Raw genomic sequence first — 14,857 nt, forward strand, 5'->3', positions numbered from 1 at the left:
TCATTGTTACGCCAATTTAACGCTTATTCTCCTCACCCACAACGGTGATTTACTTAACGGTAAACACCTACGTGCCTAACAAGGCTACTCTATCAACTGCCCCAATTGTTTACCAGCAATATACCCCGTTGTCCAAGCCGCCTGAAAATTATACCCACCCGTAATACCGTCAATGTCCAATATTTCTCCCGCAAAAAACAGCCCCCGCACCTTGCGGCTTTCGAGCGTTTTGGGGTTTACGTCCGACAACGCCACTCCGCCGCAGGTGACAAATTCTTCTTTGAAAGTAGTTTTGCCGCGCACATCCAGTTGAAAATTGGTTAAATGTTCCACCAATCGGTTCATATTCTTGGCGGGCAAATCCGCCCACCGCATAGTATCGGGGATATTGGCCAGTTCAACCAACTGCTTCCAAAGCCGTTGGGGCAATCCAAAAGGCGCTTGCGTAGACACAAACTTGGCCCGCCAACCCGAATCTCGCTGAAAATCTGTTAGTTGCTGCAAAATTTCGTTCGGCTTTTTATTGGTAAAATTGACCAACGACACAAAATGATAGTTTTTGTCCGACAACTCACGCGCCCCCCACGCCGACAGCCGTAGCACGGCGGGGCCGCTCACGCCCCAGTGCGTAAAAAGCAACGGCCCCGTCTCTGCCAATTTGCTACCCGCCAATTTCACGCCCACACCTCCGACCGAAACACCCATCAGGTCTTTGAAAGGAATAGAAGGAACATTAAAGGTAAACAACGAAGGCACAGGAGTCACAATTTCAACCCCCAACTCACTTAGCCAATCATAGCCACTCAACTGCGGGTGCCCACCCGACGTAACCAGCACGCGGTCGGCGTGGAGTACCTCGCCCGATAGTAGCACCACCTCAATGCCCGTCGGAACAGGCTTCAGCTGAGTCACTCCCGCCCCCGTCCTAATTTTTACCCCCGCATGATGGGCCGCTTTCATCAAACAGTCCACAATCGTGTCGGAGGTATTGGTGGCGGGAAACATCCGTCCGTCTGGCTCGGTTTTGAGCGGCACACCGCGCTCTTCAAACCACTTGATAGTATGTTGGTTGTTGAAGGTTTCAAACAAAGAACGCAGAAATTTAGCCCCGCGCGGGTAGCCTTTTAATAACTCAGGCAAGGTCGCTACGGCATTGGTCACGTTGCAGCGGCCGCCCCCCGAGATGCGTACCTTATTGAGTAATGTTCTGTTTTTTTCCAGAAGAATAACGTTGGCGTCTTTGAAAGTTTCTGCCGCCGTAATGGCGCCCATAAAACCCGCCGCTCCGCCGCCAATGACAATGAGTTGAAGTTGTTGCACGTTCAAAAATTTGGTATTTAGCTGCAAATGTCCAAAAATCTTTGCGCATCCAGATGCTAAACGCGAGGTTTTATCCCGTTCTTTGCAATAATTATCAAAAACGCTGACATCGGAATGCACCGCAAAGGATTACGCTTGGGGAATACCCTTTTCTTACTATTCTTTTTTATTGTTATCGGTCTTGTACTGCACTATCGCGGTCGGACCAAGCCGCTCGTGGCCTTTTGGAATGATGTAAAGAGCGTATTTGTTTACGACAAAAATCCACCAGAACGCGGCAAGAACCCGTATAAGGTCCCCGAATCGAGCGATGTGGCCGTCGATGACCGCACCGCCGACGATGTAGCTTCCGACGACCGTACGTTGTTGGAAAAAGAGGGGATTGACAAATCTTCAAACACTACCAACGAGGAAGAAACCGAAGAGGAAAGTACCTCTTCAAACACCACGGCCGACTACGCGAAGGTGAAGGATTTCAACTTACCTGCCATCGGCTCCAATGACCAAATCATTCGCCATCATAAGATTACGCTGCGTTATCGGGAGCAATACGAACAGGCCGACTGGGTCGCTTATAAATTGACCAACGACGAAGCAAGCGCCTACCTCTCCCGCGACGGCAACAAATTCGTTCCAGACCCGCTTGTTTCTACGGGTTCGGCCATCACGACAGATTATACCCGTACGGGTTATGATCGCGGCCACTTGGCCCCTGCTGGTGATTTCAACATCAACCCTTCTGACAAGCAGGAAACCTTTTATATGAGCAATATCAGCCCACAAGTGCCTGACTTTAACCGTGGTATATGGAACGATTTGGAACAAAAGTTTCGTCAATGGGCCCAGCGCGACGGCGAATTATACATCGTAACGGGTCCCGTACTTAAACCAGGTCTGCCCACCATTGGAAATAGAAATGAGATTGCCGTGCCCGAAATGTACTATAAAATTGCCCTGTGCCTCACCGACGACCAACCTCGGATGATTGGTTTTATACTCAAAAATGAGTTTTCGAGCGAAAACCTCAAAACGTTTGTAGTCAGTGTGGATGAAATTGAACGCATGACGGGGATTGACTTTTTTCCACGCCTACCCGACACGCTGGAGAAGAAATTGGAAAGTGCCAATACCACCAAAGGATGGTTCTCGGCCCGCAACTAATCCTCTAATCATTGATTCGTAGCACCACCAAACCGCTGTGTTTTTTGATTTTAGCGAGGTAATCGGCCAATGGCTCGGCCGATAAAGTTACTTTTTTTAAGTCAGAAGAAGCGTGCAGCAGATACGCCCGCGCTCCTTTTCGTACCACAAAACCTTCATGGTTAAAATCCAATCCCGCAATGGTAGAGGTTATACCAATAATATCCCCATCCCGTAATTTTGGCTCTATTGCCGCGACCTTGTTTTTAGGAATATAAAACCACGGGATTTGGGACAATTGCTTTTCGGCATTTTGAATTTCAGCCACCGTTTTTTCATCATTCAAGGCGGGATAAAACCCTCGATGGGTGGTCATAAACTGAATTGTGGGCTGTATTTTCTGCCCATCCAATGACTCCGTAACGTCCACAAGCCATCCTTGGGCCACGGCCTGATGTTTCCATTCCAGAAAATAATGCAGCCGTGAGCCATATCCCGTAATTTTTCCCTTTCGATAGCGTAATTTTTGGAGGAAACTTTGGTACTCATCATACCTACCCGACGCCTTTTGGGTCAGCGTCAGGGCCAGCACTGATTCCACAAAAGTGTAACAATCAAAGGTTTGCAAATCACACACGAGGGCTTCAGGTGTTTTTTCAAGGGTATGCGCCACATAGGGTTTTCCCAAGAAACTTTCTGCGATGTACAAAGCGGTTTGGGCCTGGGTCGATTTTGGAGGAATGCGCATTTTTTCGGCAAACACCGCTTCAGTTTGGGCATAAAGCGACTTTGCAAAAAGGCTAATAAGTAAAAAAATAAATGCAGGGGTCTTTGTCATAATCGGGTTCTGTCAAGCAAATAACTTAAAAGTAAGCGGCATCTCGAACTAGTTTGAATAGCCAAGAGGGTATGCCTGACTAAAATAAAAAAAGTACAAAATTCACTCGTTCTAACAAACATCAATTTAAGATTTGAAAAAATATCCTGAACCTTACACCCTTGAAAATAGTTTAAAATAGTGAAAGAATCGGCAACCATAAAGCGATTTTTAACGTATAGTGACTTGACTTTATTAGGTATTTTTGTTATGTTTAAGTAAAATTTTTGTTAAGTCTGATGAAATCTATCTCAACCGTAATTCTGGCTTTTTTGCTCCTTTCCGAAGTGGCATGGGGTCAGCAGCGTCGTGCTAAAACAAACCTTGAAGACGAGGAGGAAGAATATTCTACCATAACAACCTACGGAGTTACGACCAACACCAACTCTGGCCTGTTGGGTGGATTGGTGGTTCGACATTCAACCCGAATGGACAAAGACCTGTTTGGAAGAGCCCAGTACCGTTATTTAGCCCTTGAATTGGTCAACGTGCGGCACCCAAAAGAACTCGCCCAATCAAGCAACACGGGCGCACGATTTACGCCCGGCAAACAAAATTATCTCTTTGCGTTGCGTCCGCAATATGGCCGTGAAATTATCCTTTCCAACCGCAACAATGAGGAAGGGATTTCAATCAACGGGATATTGGCCGTCGGCGCTTCTTTGGGGATATTGAAACCGTATTTTATACAGTACCAAGTACGCCCCGGTGTGGTTCGTACCGAAGCTTATGACCCAGTTAAACACACCGATTTGGGCAATATTTTGGGCGCAGGAAACATTATGCAAGGTATCGGACAATCGAAAATCGTGCCAGGCGTCAATGCCAAAATCGCGTTCAGTTTTGAGTTGAGTGCCTTTCGGAGCAACCTCACTGGTTTGGAGATTGGCTTCCTGACCGAGTTGTTCAGCAAAGCCCCCGTGATTATACCTTTTGCCGAAAATCGTAGTTTGTTCACTTCGGGTTACGTAACTTTGTTTTTCGGTAATAAGAAATAGCCGTCGCTAACGGTTTGTTATTTGTAATCGCAGAAAGATTTTTTTACAAATAACTGTTAGCTGGCAACAATTAACTTCAGAAATGATAGAACTTCCCGTTATAACTTCAGAGCGCAAAAAACGCCCAGATTGGTTAAGAGTAAAATTGCCCGTCGGGCCTGAATACAAAAAAGTCAGGACCATCGTAGATACCAACAAACTCCACACGATTTGTGAAAGCGGTAACTGCCCAAACATGGGCGAATGCTGGGGAGAAGGAACCGCAACGTTTATGATATTGGGCAATGTCTGCACCCGTAGTTGCAGTTTCTGCGCCGTAGCCACTGGCCGTCCCAACGAATACGACGTCGATGAGCCGCGCCGCGTGGCCGAAGCCATCAAAACCATGGGGGTTAAACACGCCGTCATTACATCCGTAAACCGAGACGAGCTCAAAGACCGTGGGGCCGAGATTTGGCACCAAACGGTGGTTTTGACCAAAGAATTGAGCCCCTCCACCACGATTGAAACCTTGATTCCTGATACAAAAAGCAACTGGGCCGCCCTCGAACGAATGATTTCTGCGGGCCAGGAAGTGGTTTCTCACAACGTAGAAACCGTGGCCAGACTTTACCGCGCCGTACGGCCGCAAGCCAAATACGAACGCAGTTTGGAGCAAATACGTCGGACCAAAGACTTTGGCAAACGTACTAAATCCGGCATTATGCTCGGCTTGGGCGAAACCCAAGACGAAATGTTTCAGGCCATGGACGATTTGGTGGCACACGGACTTGATATTTTGACCTTGGGCCAATACCTACAACCCACCAAAATGCACCACGAGGTGATTGAGTGGATTCATCCTGAAACCTTTGCCATGTACCGCGAAGAAGGACTGAAGCGCGGCCTCAAGTACGTCGAATCAGGCCCATTGGTCCGGTCTAGCTACCACTCAGAGCGCCACGTAAATGTGCCGATTTAATATCATTTAAACTGCTCATAAGGTTTCTGATAACGCCCATCCGTATACTGGCCTTAGAAGGTCATTACGAATAAGTTTTCCATGGAGAAATACGACTTCATCATTGCAGGCGGCGGATTGGCAGGACTGAGTTTGGCTTATTACATGAACCAAACCGTATTGCGCGAAAAATCCATTCTTATTATTGACCAAGACACCAAGACCAAAAATGATCGGACTTGGTGTTTTTGGGAAAAAGGTAATCAAAGTCCATTTGATAAAATAGTGCACCGCAAATGGCAAAAGGTGTTTTTTCACGGCACTAATTTCTCTTCATCGCTCGACTTAGGCGATTACTCCTACAAATGGCTGCGGGGAATTGACTTCTATGACTTTGTCAAAGTAGACTTGGCTGGCAATCCAAACATTAAGTTCGTTAATGAGCGCATCGAACGCCTTAAAGACACACCCGACGGTGGCTTTATCATTACCGACAAAGACCAATATTTGGGCGAGTACGTTTTTGACAGTATCAAACCCCTGCGACTGGATTTGGACGATTGCCATAACATGCTTCAACACTTCAAAGGTTGGGAAATCATCACCGACAAGCCCGTGTTTGACCCCGAATGCCCAACGATGATGGACTATCGGGTAGAACAAAAAGGCATCGGGGTACGATTTATGTATGTATTGCCAGAAAGCCCCACGCGGGCCATGATTGAATACACGGTTTTTTCGGACAGCCTCCTCTCTCCCACCGAATACGATTTTGAGCTTCACCAATACATTCGGGATTTTCTCAAAATTGAAAATTTCAGCATTGAACACGAAGAATTCGGCGTGATTCCCATGACTGACGAGCCAACGCCTCAACACATTGGTCAACACGTGGTTCTCATCGGGACGGCAGGCGGGTACGTGAAGGCGTCAACTGGGTATGCTTTCCAACGTACCCAACGCTTTACGCAGGAGTTGGTGCGTAATCTAGTTACGGTGGGCAAGCCGCTGCACGAACCCAAGAAGTTTCGACAGCGATTTAAAGAACTGCTCGACAGCACTTTGCTGAATGTATTGCTCAAAAACCGTGCTTCAGGAAAAGATGTATTCACGGCTCTTTACAAAAAAAATCCCACGCCCCGCCTCTTCGCTTTTTTGGACGAAGACACCACCCTCTTAGAAGACCTCAAAATTATGTCAACCGTACCGCTGTGGGCTTTTACTAAAGGGGTTTTTGATGCTTTACGAAAAAGATTCTAGCTGGCATCAGCCGCCACATCAACCCACAAATACCCATTGGAATGCAGTTTCAGGGCCGTTGCAGGCAGGCTTTCGCTGATGGGCTCTTCCAATACCCGTTTAATAATATCTTTTTTTCGAGGGCCATTTGCCAAAACAATGGCGGTTTTGGCTTCCAAAAAATGCTTTAAACCTACCGTTATGCCTTGGGTAAGCGGTGTTTCTGACTGGAAGTATTTTTGCCCCACAGAAGCCGTTACCTCTTCCAACTCCGACACGTGTGCATAGGAATCAAAAGAACTTCCCGGTTCGTTCAAACCCAAATGCCCGTTCAAACCAATGCCGACCATGATGATGTCCAGCCCTCCTTTGCTCGCAATAAAGTCATTGACACGTTGACATTCTGCTTCTAAATCAGGCGCTAATCCATCAAAAAACGAAACTCGGTCGGGGCTGATTCCCAAAGGTTTAATCAGCGGTGCATCAATGTAAGAGCGGCAGCTTCCGGCATTATCGGGGGCAATGCCTACCCACTCATCCAACGCAACAAACGTAACTTGGTCAAAATCACCAGGCTGTGCATTGGCTACAATTTTTTGAAAGGTCAATAAGGGAGTCTCACCCGAAGCAACACAGATAGTGGCAGTAGGGTTTTGACGGACATAGTCCAAGATAAATTGAGACGCGTGGGTAGAAAGTGCTTCGTAGGTAGGAAAAACGTGATAATTCATCAGAAAATTGGTTGTTTGCTTTTTCAATAATTAGAAGAAAATCTGCACTTTCTACTCATTTTTGCCTAAAAATCTGTACGTTAATGTGCGTTCGGGTGCGTTTATATGCGTTTCGGATTCTCAAACCCTAACGAAGCATTCTTGGCCAACCATAAATAATCAGGTTGCAATTCGCAACTTCAATTCTTCGAGCAATTCTTGCACGTGCTTCTCAGAAAACAACTTTATTTTTCCTTTCTCGTGAGAATAACGGGTCAAATCAAACAACATAATCACTTCATTTTGAGGACGTTCTCCGTGGCGTTTATATTTTTGAGTTTTGTACATTTGCGCCCTTGGAGAGTTGAGAAGAATAGACACCTGAAACTCCACACCCGCATACACCACGCACAAATCAATGCCGTCAAAATAATCTTTGTGCAACGAATAACGTACGTGTTCAAATCGGTCTGAAGTCAGACAGAGCACATAAAAGTGAAAATCCCGCACCAATGATGGATAACTCCGCAACATTCGGGCTTTTACCGAATCAGCCGCAAACGTTTTTTCAACACCCCTGATGTACACCTGAATACAGTTACCATCGACAGGGGGAAAATGTTGTTTTAGGTAGTAATTCCACAACTCCGTTTCATCAGGCAGACGTGATTTAAAAAAAACGAATTTATAAAAAGACAGGGCAAAGGGCGGTAGTCGGGCTTTTTCTACCGCAGGGTCTTTGGGTAGGTTTTCGCCAGAATAGTGCAAATTGGCTACTTGGTCCTCAAGTTCTTTTGTTGTCCACTTTTTTTGTTTAATAAGAAGCACTTCTTCACCTTCAAATATCACATCAATAGTGCTTTTATCATCAAATATTTCAGAATTTTCGTACTTTTTATATGCCATTTATTATAGGGTTATTTTAACCCAAAGACCAAACGTAGGATTTTTACTCGTTTAATAATCAACCAATATAAGCCCACACTTAACACCAATGACACCGTGCTAATCACCCAAAAACCGCCCCAAACGCCTAAATTAAGTTTGAGTAAGTAATAGCCCACGGCGACGATAACGGTCTGGTGCAAAATATAAAATGGATAAACTCCTTCATTGAGTTTTGGCAGAATAGGATGCGGGCGGTTGAGGTAGTGATGCCCGTATGCAATGGAAGCCAAGACCGAAAACCACGTCAGGCAAAACGAATTTATATCCCAAAGCAAATCACACCACCAAACATCGTCCCACGCTGGACGATAAAACCGAATCGCGATGTATAAGCTGTACATAATAACGGTGGTAATCAGCGTAGCCCAAGCATAAATACGGCGTTGATTAAGCATCATTTGCCAAAATACGGGACGGCTTACCAGTATATACCCTCCCCAAAACAACAGGAGATTGAAGGCAAAATAGGCCCAATCGTCGATGAGCGCGTGGGTCTCATCGGGATAAAAATGTTGTAAAATCACTTGGCTAATACAAATCACCAAAGCATACCAAAGTGCTCCGCCTTTGCGGGCCACCAAGCGTTCTGTCCAATCCATGAACCTTAAACCTCGGCCTGCTTTCAGCCAGCGAAATACGGGAATGCTAACCAGCGAAAACAAAAATAGATACGCCACAAACCACAAGTGATGCCAACTAAAACTGCCTTTTGGGTAAGGGATAAAATCAAAAACCGTTCGATAAAAATCACCGTAACCGTTGAATTGAACACCATTAAAGAGGCGTTCGTAATAAATCTGGGGGGGCACGATGACAAACATCCCGAACACCAGCGGCACAAATAACCGCGTAATACGCTCACGGGCATAGCCGTTATAACTTCGTTTTTTGAGCGCAAAGTACGTTCCTGCCCCTGAAATGAAAAACAGAAGCGGCATACGCCAATAATGCAGCCAAATCATAATCCACCGCATGGCTTCACTTTTTTCGGTGCTTTTGATGTGCCAATCCCAAGGCACATAAATCATTCCGACGTGATAATAGAGCAAAATAACGATGCAAATCACCCGCAACCAGTCGAGGTCATAGCGACGAGTGGCGGAGATAGATGACGCTGGAGAGGAGGCTGTATGTGCGTTGTTCATGGTTGTTGTTTTATTTGATGCAAAACAACAACCTTGCTGGGAATTAAGCCCTATTTGCCGACAAACTCGAAGTTCGTGCTTATCGGCAAGCACAAAATAGCTATCTTTAGGCTTTATTACTCAACGCCTATTATGAAATTAAAAGTACAAAAAACCACCCTTGCCACCATTAAGCCGTTTCGTTCTTTATTTCTTCAAGAAAACAATTTTCAAATCAGATACAACGCCTGTCACGAACGGGGATGGACTGATTCGTACCGACTTACGCTCGGGCAGCACACCGTTGGCTACGGCTCTCTCAAAGGCCAAGAGATTCCAGATAGAGACACTATTTTTGAGTTTTACCTCATCCCCGCCTATCGTAAATACGCCGCCGCATTTTTGGAAGAATTGATAAAAGTTTCGAAGGCTCTTTACCTAGAATATCAGAGCAATGATGCCCTACTTAGCTCAATGGCATACGAGTTTGCGCGGGATATTAATGCACAAGCCATCCTTTTTGAAGACCATTTTGTGACCGACATCCAACCTCCAGAAGTGCAGTTTCGCCTTCGCAGGGATGACGACCCGCACGTAGAATGTTCGGGAACATACGTGTTGGAGTCTCAACAAAAAGTGGTAGCTACGGGTGGAATCATGCTCCACTATAATGTTCCTTTTGCCGATGTATTTATGGAAGTCTCAGAAAATCAGCGAGAAAAAGGGCTGGGAAGCTATCTGATTCAAGAATTGAAAAGAGAGTGTTATCAACAGGGAAGAGTTCCAGCGGCTCGTTGCGCCCTTGCCAACAAGGCGTCAAAAGCGGCGCTGCTTAAAGCGGGTTTTAAAGTAGCGGGATTTATGCTTTTAGGAACCGTCAAAAATTAATTATTTGCCCGAAACTGCGCGGGTGTTTTGCCCGTAATGCGCTTAAAAGCCGTATGAAACGCCGACGTAGAATTGTACCCGACGCGCTCGGCAATCTCGTCGATTTTGAGGTGAGAAAGTGCTTTGTCGGCCAATAGCATTTTGGCCTCCTCAACACGGTAAGTAGCCATCAAATCAAAAAAGGATTGATTAAGCCGGTCGTTGAGCACCTGCGAGAGATGATGCTGCGAAACCGAGAGGCGTTGGGCCAGTTTAGGAAGGGTGATGTCATTTTCGAGGTAGGGTTTTTCTTCCCTTAAGTAGGCTTGCAGTTTTTGCAGAATTGTTTCCCCATAATCATCAGAAAGAGAGGACTTTTCGTACTTTTTTTTGATTTCAGCGCCCGCAGATTCTACCTTGAACAGCACCGAATGATTGATCAATAAATAACTCGTCAGGTAAATGTAAAAAGTGGTTAAACTCCCCAGAATATAATCCCCTAAATCTTGTTTAAAGTTGAGTTTTACCACCACAAAAACAATCGGGAACAAGAAAATAAGCAGGTTAAAGTTCCGTAGTTGGGTCAAAGGCACGACTCGGTGAAGGGTAAAAAAAGGAATGTCGTTTTTTTTAAAAGCCCCGTAAATTTCTTTTAACGACAGTGTCATATAAACGGCCATACTCACCAATGTCAAATCATTGACGTGGTCGCGCAAATAAAGGGGATCTTCGGGAAGCCAAAATGTAAACGTGCGGAAAGGCAACTCGGGGTGCCACGCGCTGATGTAAGAATTATATTTATAATCAAACGACTGAAACTGCCAAAACACCGAATAAACGCACCAAAACACAAAGGGAATCAAGTGCCAATGCCAGCCTTTGGGCAAGTGGCCGTGCAGGCGGGTATACCCGAAAAAGTAAGGCAAAAGCGCCAATAGGAAGTTGGTTGGCTCGGCAAAATTATCCGCCCAGAGAAATTGAAATTGATAATTGGAATAGCACAAAAATACTTCAAGAATCGCCGCCGAAAAAGCCAACATTGTCCAGCCCATCATTCTGTTTGAGACGGTCTTGGCGCGGGTTCCGGTCAGAAAAAGCCCTCCCAGCAAGACGCCCTGTACAACGCCTAATAAAATCACAATGGCAAAAAAATCAATGCGAATAGGCACAGGCATAGGTGCAGAGGAATTAAGAAAAGAAACAGAAAAACAGAAAAATGTAAAATATTAAACCGAAAAAGTGATACACACAGAGTGTGACTTTATCATTTTACATTTACCATTTTTCGGTTTTTCTGTTAAGTAGTTCATCAACGCTATCTCCAGCGTTTATACTGGTTTATCAAGCCATTGGTACTGCTATCGTGGGCATCAATGGGCCAGTCATTTTGGAGTTCTGGATAAATTTGGTTGGCAAGTTGTTTGCCCAATTCTACCCCCCATTGGTCAAAACTAAAGATATTCCAGATGACACCCTGCACAAATATCTTATGCTCATACATCGCAATTAGGCTTCCCAATACGCGCGGTGTAATTTTCTTGGCCAAGATTGAATTGGTCGGACGGTTTCCTTCAAAGACTTTGAAGGGAGCCAGAAACGCAATTTCGTCTTCCGATTTTCCTGCATTACGGAGTTCTTCAGCGGCTTCTTCGTAGGTCTTGCCGTTCATCAGAGCTTCGGTTTGGGCAAAGAAGTTGGAAAGCAACATTTTGTGGTGCTCACCGATGGGATTGTGGCTCAACGCGGGTGCAATAAAATCAGCAGGAATCAGCTTGGTTCCTTGGTGAATCAATTGATAGAAAGCATGTTGGCCGTTGGTGCCTGGTTCTCCCCAAATGATGGGCCCCGTCTGATAGTTCACTTTCTCGCCGCCCCGCGTCACATTTTTACCGTTTGACTCCATATCTCCCTGTTGGAAGTAGGCCGCAAAACGATGTAGATATTGGTCGTAAGGCAAAATCGCTTGGGTATCAGCATCAAAGAAATTGTTGTACCAAATCCCTAACAAAGCCAACACAACTGGGATATTTTTTTCAAAACGGGCCGACCGAAAATGATTGTCCATATCGTGAGCCCCCGCCAGAAGCTGTTCGAAATTTTGGAAACCGATATAACAAGCAATCGACAACCCAATGGCCGACCACAACGAATAACGTCCGCCTACCCAATCCCAAAAACCAAACATATTTTCGGGGTCAATGCCGAATTTCTCTACTTCTGCACGGTTGGTCGAAATAGCCACGAAGTGTTTAGCTACGTGAGCACTTTCCTTGGCCGTTTCCAAAAACCAGCGGCGTGCTGTGTGCGCATTGGCCATGGTTTCCTGCGTGGTAAACGTCTTGGAAGCAATCATAAACAGCGTTGTTTCGGGATTCAAGTCCGACAGTGTTTCGGCAATGTGCGTACCGTCAACGTTAGAAACATAATGCACATTCAATCCTTTTTTGCCGTATGATTTCAGTGCTTCGGTCACCATGACGGGGCCTAAATCAGAGCCACCGATGCCGATATTGACTAAATCAGTGATTTTTTTACCCGAAAAACCTTTCCATTCGCCACCGCGTACTTTTTCCGAAAACCCTTTCATTTTCTCCAACACTTCGTTCACATCAGGCATTACGTCTTTGCCATCCACGAGTACGGGGGTATTGGAACGATTTCGGAGGGCCACGTGCAGCACGGAGCGCTTTTCGGTCGCGTTGATTTTATCGCCCGTAAACATCTTCTCAATGGCCTCGCTCAATTGGCATTCCCGCGCCAAATCGCACAAATAGGCCAACGTCCGCCCATTGATTCGGTTCTTAGAATAGTCAATTACGATGTCGCCCAAACGAATAGAGAACTTTTTAAAGCGGTTGGGGTCTTCGGCAAAAAGTTCTTTTAAATGCTTCTTGCTGATGCTCTTGTGGTGAGTTTTGAGCTTGCGATAAGCAGCCGTTTGGTCAAAAGGAATGGCTTGTAACATCTGATTGGTGATTTTTTATGAATATGCAAAAGTAGGATTTTCGACGGCTTCCCGCACATTTTGGTCATATAAAGTGTGTTTTGGAGTAAAATCCGTTGATTTCCCAAGTTGTCGAGGCCAATTTCTCAGGAGAGGTTGCCTGTGGGGGCGGTTTCTAAAATAGTTCTCCTGTAAGGGCAGTTTTTTAAAAGAGTTCCTCTGTGCAGGCGGTTTCTCAAAACCGCCTTTTTTATAGTAAGAAACGATTTTAAATATAAATTTTCCTTTTATATATTTAAAAAAAATAAACTACTATGAAGCCACTTTTGATATTCCTCTTTATTCTATTCGCTATTAAGATTCAAGCCCAAAACGTGTTCATTAGGGGCAAAATAACGAATCCAGTTTCGCAAACGGTTGAAATTATGATTTTCCCTTATGCACAAAAAAACATTTTTGAGACGCTTCTTCTTAATGAAAAAAATGAATTTGAATTCAAAACGACATTAACAGACATTGCTTATGTAACGCTGACGTTTGATAAAAACCGCCCCATTAGCCAAGGAGGTCGATTACAATGGTATATTTTGGAGCCCAATGACACCATTTCAATGACGTTTGATGCCAAATATTTTTGGAAAACCATGCGTTATACGGGCAATGCCGCTCCCAAGTTTGAGTACTACAAAGAAGATTTGATAACCACAAATCTGCAAAAAGACTGGGAAACTACTGCTAAAACAAAACTTACAAAATCAAAGACTGGCTTTTACCAATATCTGGTTGAAATAGAAAGATTAAAACTCAAACTCTTAGAAAAGTACAAATCAAAAGTAACAACTCAATTTTATACCATTTGTAAGGCCGATATAAAATCAGATATTTCCAAAAAAACAGTGCGAGCGGTATATCAGGAAGCCCAAAAACGGAAAGTTGACGTTACCCCTCAACTTATACCAGTCGCGTTTCGGGCCGCTTTGACCAGCATGGCATCGCCACAAGATAGTATAACAGCTAAGTCGATGGGATATCCATTTACAGTAATGTATCTTTTTATGCTTAATCACCCTATCCAAGGCGTTGAATTTGGAGACCATAACGCTTATTTTAAAGCCACAAAATCGAAGTTTCATGCCGCTTTTGCCGAAACATTGAGCAGCGAACTCTTAGAGGAAGAGATTGCATTCAAAGGCAGCAAAGAAGAGGTCTTAAAACAGGTTATTGAATTTGAAAAGGAGTACCCCAACAGTCGTTTTTTAGCCCGAATCAAAAATCGTCTTATTGAAAAAGAAGCATTTCTTCCAGGAAAACCTGCGTTTGCATTTACACTCCCCGATACCGCAGCGAAAAATGTGCAATTGGCTGATTTTAAGGGGAAAATCGTATATCTTGATTTTTGGGCCAGTTGGTGTGGGCCTTGCCTCGCTGAGATGAAACCTTCTTTAAAAATCAAGGAACATTTTAAAGGTCACAACGAAATCGTATTCCTGTATATTTCAACGGATAAAAACGAAGCGGACTGGAAAAAAGCCATTGCAAAGCATCAAATAACGGGCTTACACGTCAGAGGTAATCAGAATGTATTGAATAACTTTGGAGTCAGTGGCATTCCTTCAACTTTCATTATTGACCGCAACGGGAATTTTCAGGCCATTCACCCCCCTAAACCCAGCGAAAACAACGGCAAAGACTTAATAAAAGTCCTAGAATCAGCATTGGCGAAGTAACAAAGCTGCCTTTTTGCAGTTAC

13 protein-coding genes are annotated in these 14,857 nt (G+C 44.8%); 6 read left to right on the plus strand and 7 right to left on the minus strand.

The window, feature by feature from the left end:
• Positions 1 to 84 precede the first annotated feature (84 nt).
• Positions 85 to 1,320 (minus strand): BaiN/RdsA family NAD(P)/FAD-dependent oxidoreductase, encoded by a 1,236-nt coding sequence (locus NCI00_RS08970; RefSeq protein ID WP_253526804.1) that lies wholly within the window; start codon positions 1,318 to 1,320, stop codon positions 85 to 87.
• Between the two features lie 114 nt (positions 1,321 to 1,434).
• Here NCI00_RS08970 and NCI00_RS08975 point away from each other — a divergent pair, with 114 nt between their 5' ends.
• Entirely contained in the window at positions 1,435 to 2,481 is a 1,047-nt protein-coding gene (locus NCI00_RS08975; protein ID WP_253526805.1) for a DNA/RNA non-specific endonuclease, read from the plus strand.
• 4 nt (positions 2,482 to 2,485) lie between these two features.
• Here NCI00_RS08975 and NCI00_RS08980 read toward each other — a convergent pair whose 3' ends face one another.
• A complete protein-coding gene (locus NCI00_RS08980; protein WP_253526806.1) occupies positions 2,486 to 3,298 on the minus strand; it encodes an N-acetylmuramoyl-L-alanine amidase-like domain-containing protein in 813 nt (270 codons plus the stop codon).
• A 278-nt stretch (positions 3,299 to 3,576) separates the two neighbouring features.
• On the opposite strand from NCI00_RS08980, the gene NCI00_RS08985 reads away from it, so the two are divergent.
• The 3 genes from NCI00_RS08985 to NCI00_RS08995 all read left to right on the plus strand — a co-directional run bounded on the left by NCI00_RS08985 (position 3,577) and on the right by NCI00_RS08995 (position 6,535).
• On the plus strand, positions 3,577 to 4,335 hold the full coding sequence (locus tag NCI00_RS08985) for a hypothetical protein (protein WP_166557788.1): 759 nt from the start codon (positions 3,577 to 3,579) through the stop codon (positions 4,333 to 4,335).
• 82 nt (positions 4,336 to 4,417) lie between these two features.
• Positions 4,418 to 5,296: a lipoyl synthase gene (gene lipA / locus NCI00_RS08990; protein ID WP_166557789.1), complete on the plus strand. Its 879-nt coding sequence runs from the start codon at positions 4,418 to 4,420 to the stop codon at positions 5,294 to 5,296.
• A gap of 81 nt (positions 5,297 to 5,377) precedes the next feature.
• Complete coding sequence (locus NCI00_RS08995) at positions 5,378 to 6,535, plus strand: lycopene cyclase family protein (RefSeq protein WP_253526807.1); 1,158 nt, start codon at positions 5,378 to 5,380, stop codon at positions 6,533 to 6,535.
• On the opposite strand, the gene NCI00_RS09000 is transcribed toward NCI00_RS08995, so the two are convergent.
• From NCI00_RS09000 to NCI00_RS09010, 3 genes are all read right to left on the minus strand, one after another.
• Complete coding sequence (locus tag NCI00_RS09000) at positions 6,532 to 7,245, minus strand: glucosamine-6-phosphate deaminase (protein WP_253526809.1); 714 nt, start codon at positions 7,243 to 7,245, stop codon at positions 6,532 to 6,534. The genes NCI00_RS08995 and NCI00_RS09000 overlap by 4 nt on opposite strands.
• Positions 7,246 to 7,404: 159 nt before the next feature.
• A complete protein-coding gene (locus NCI00_RS09005; protein WP_253526810.1) occupies positions 7,405 to 8,130 on the minus strand; it encodes a hypothetical protein in 726 nt (241 codons plus the stop codon).
• 11 nt (positions 8,131 to 8,141) lie between these two features.
• Positions 8,142 to 9,317: an acyltransferase family protein gene (locus NCI00_RS09010; protein ID WP_253526811.1), complete on the minus strand. Its 1,176-nt coding sequence runs from the start codon at positions 9,315 to 9,317 to the stop codon at positions 8,142 to 8,144.
• 132 nt (positions 9,318 to 9,449) lie between these two features.
• On the opposite strand from NCI00_RS09010, the gene NCI00_RS09015 reads away from it, so the two are divergent.
• On the plus strand, positions 9,450 to 10,184 hold the full coding sequence (locus NCI00_RS09015) for a GNAT family N-acetyltransferase (protein ID WP_253526812.1): 735 nt from the start codon (positions 9,450 to 9,452) through the stop codon (positions 10,182 to 10,184).
• Here NCI00_RS09015 and NCI00_RS09020 read toward each other — a convergent pair.
• On the minus strand, positions 10,181 to 11,338 hold the full coding sequence (locus NCI00_RS09020) for a helix-turn-helix transcriptional regulator (RefSeq protein WP_253526813.1): 1,158 nt from the start codon (positions 11,336 to 11,338) through the stop codon (positions 10,181 to 10,183). The genes NCI00_RS09015 and NCI00_RS09020 overlap by 4 nt on opposite strands.
• A gap of 140 nt (positions 11,339 to 11,478) precedes the next feature.
• Positions 11,479 to 13,128, minus strand: a complete 1,650-nt coding sequence (pgi, locus tag NCI00_RS09025) for a glucose-6-phosphate isomerase (RefSeq protein WP_253526814.1) — start codon at positions 13,126 to 13,128, stop codon at positions 11,479 to 11,481.
• 404 nt (positions 13,129 to 13,532) lie between these two features.
• Between pgi and NCI00_RS09030 the strand changes: the two genes are divergently transcribed.
• Positions 13,533 to 14,834, plus strand: coding sequence for a TlpA family protein disulfide reductase (locus NCI00_RS09030; RefSeq protein WP_253526815.1), 1,302 nt, complete (start codon positions 13,533 to 13,535; stop codon positions 14,832 to 14,834).
• The last annotated feature ends 23 nt before the right edge of the window (positions 14,835 to 14,857 follow it).

This window comes from Runella salmonicolor, from assembly GCF_024158025.1.
Classification (GTDB): domain Bacteria; phylum Bacteroidota; class Bacteroidia; order Cytophagales; family Spirosomataceae; genus Runella; species Runella salmonicolor.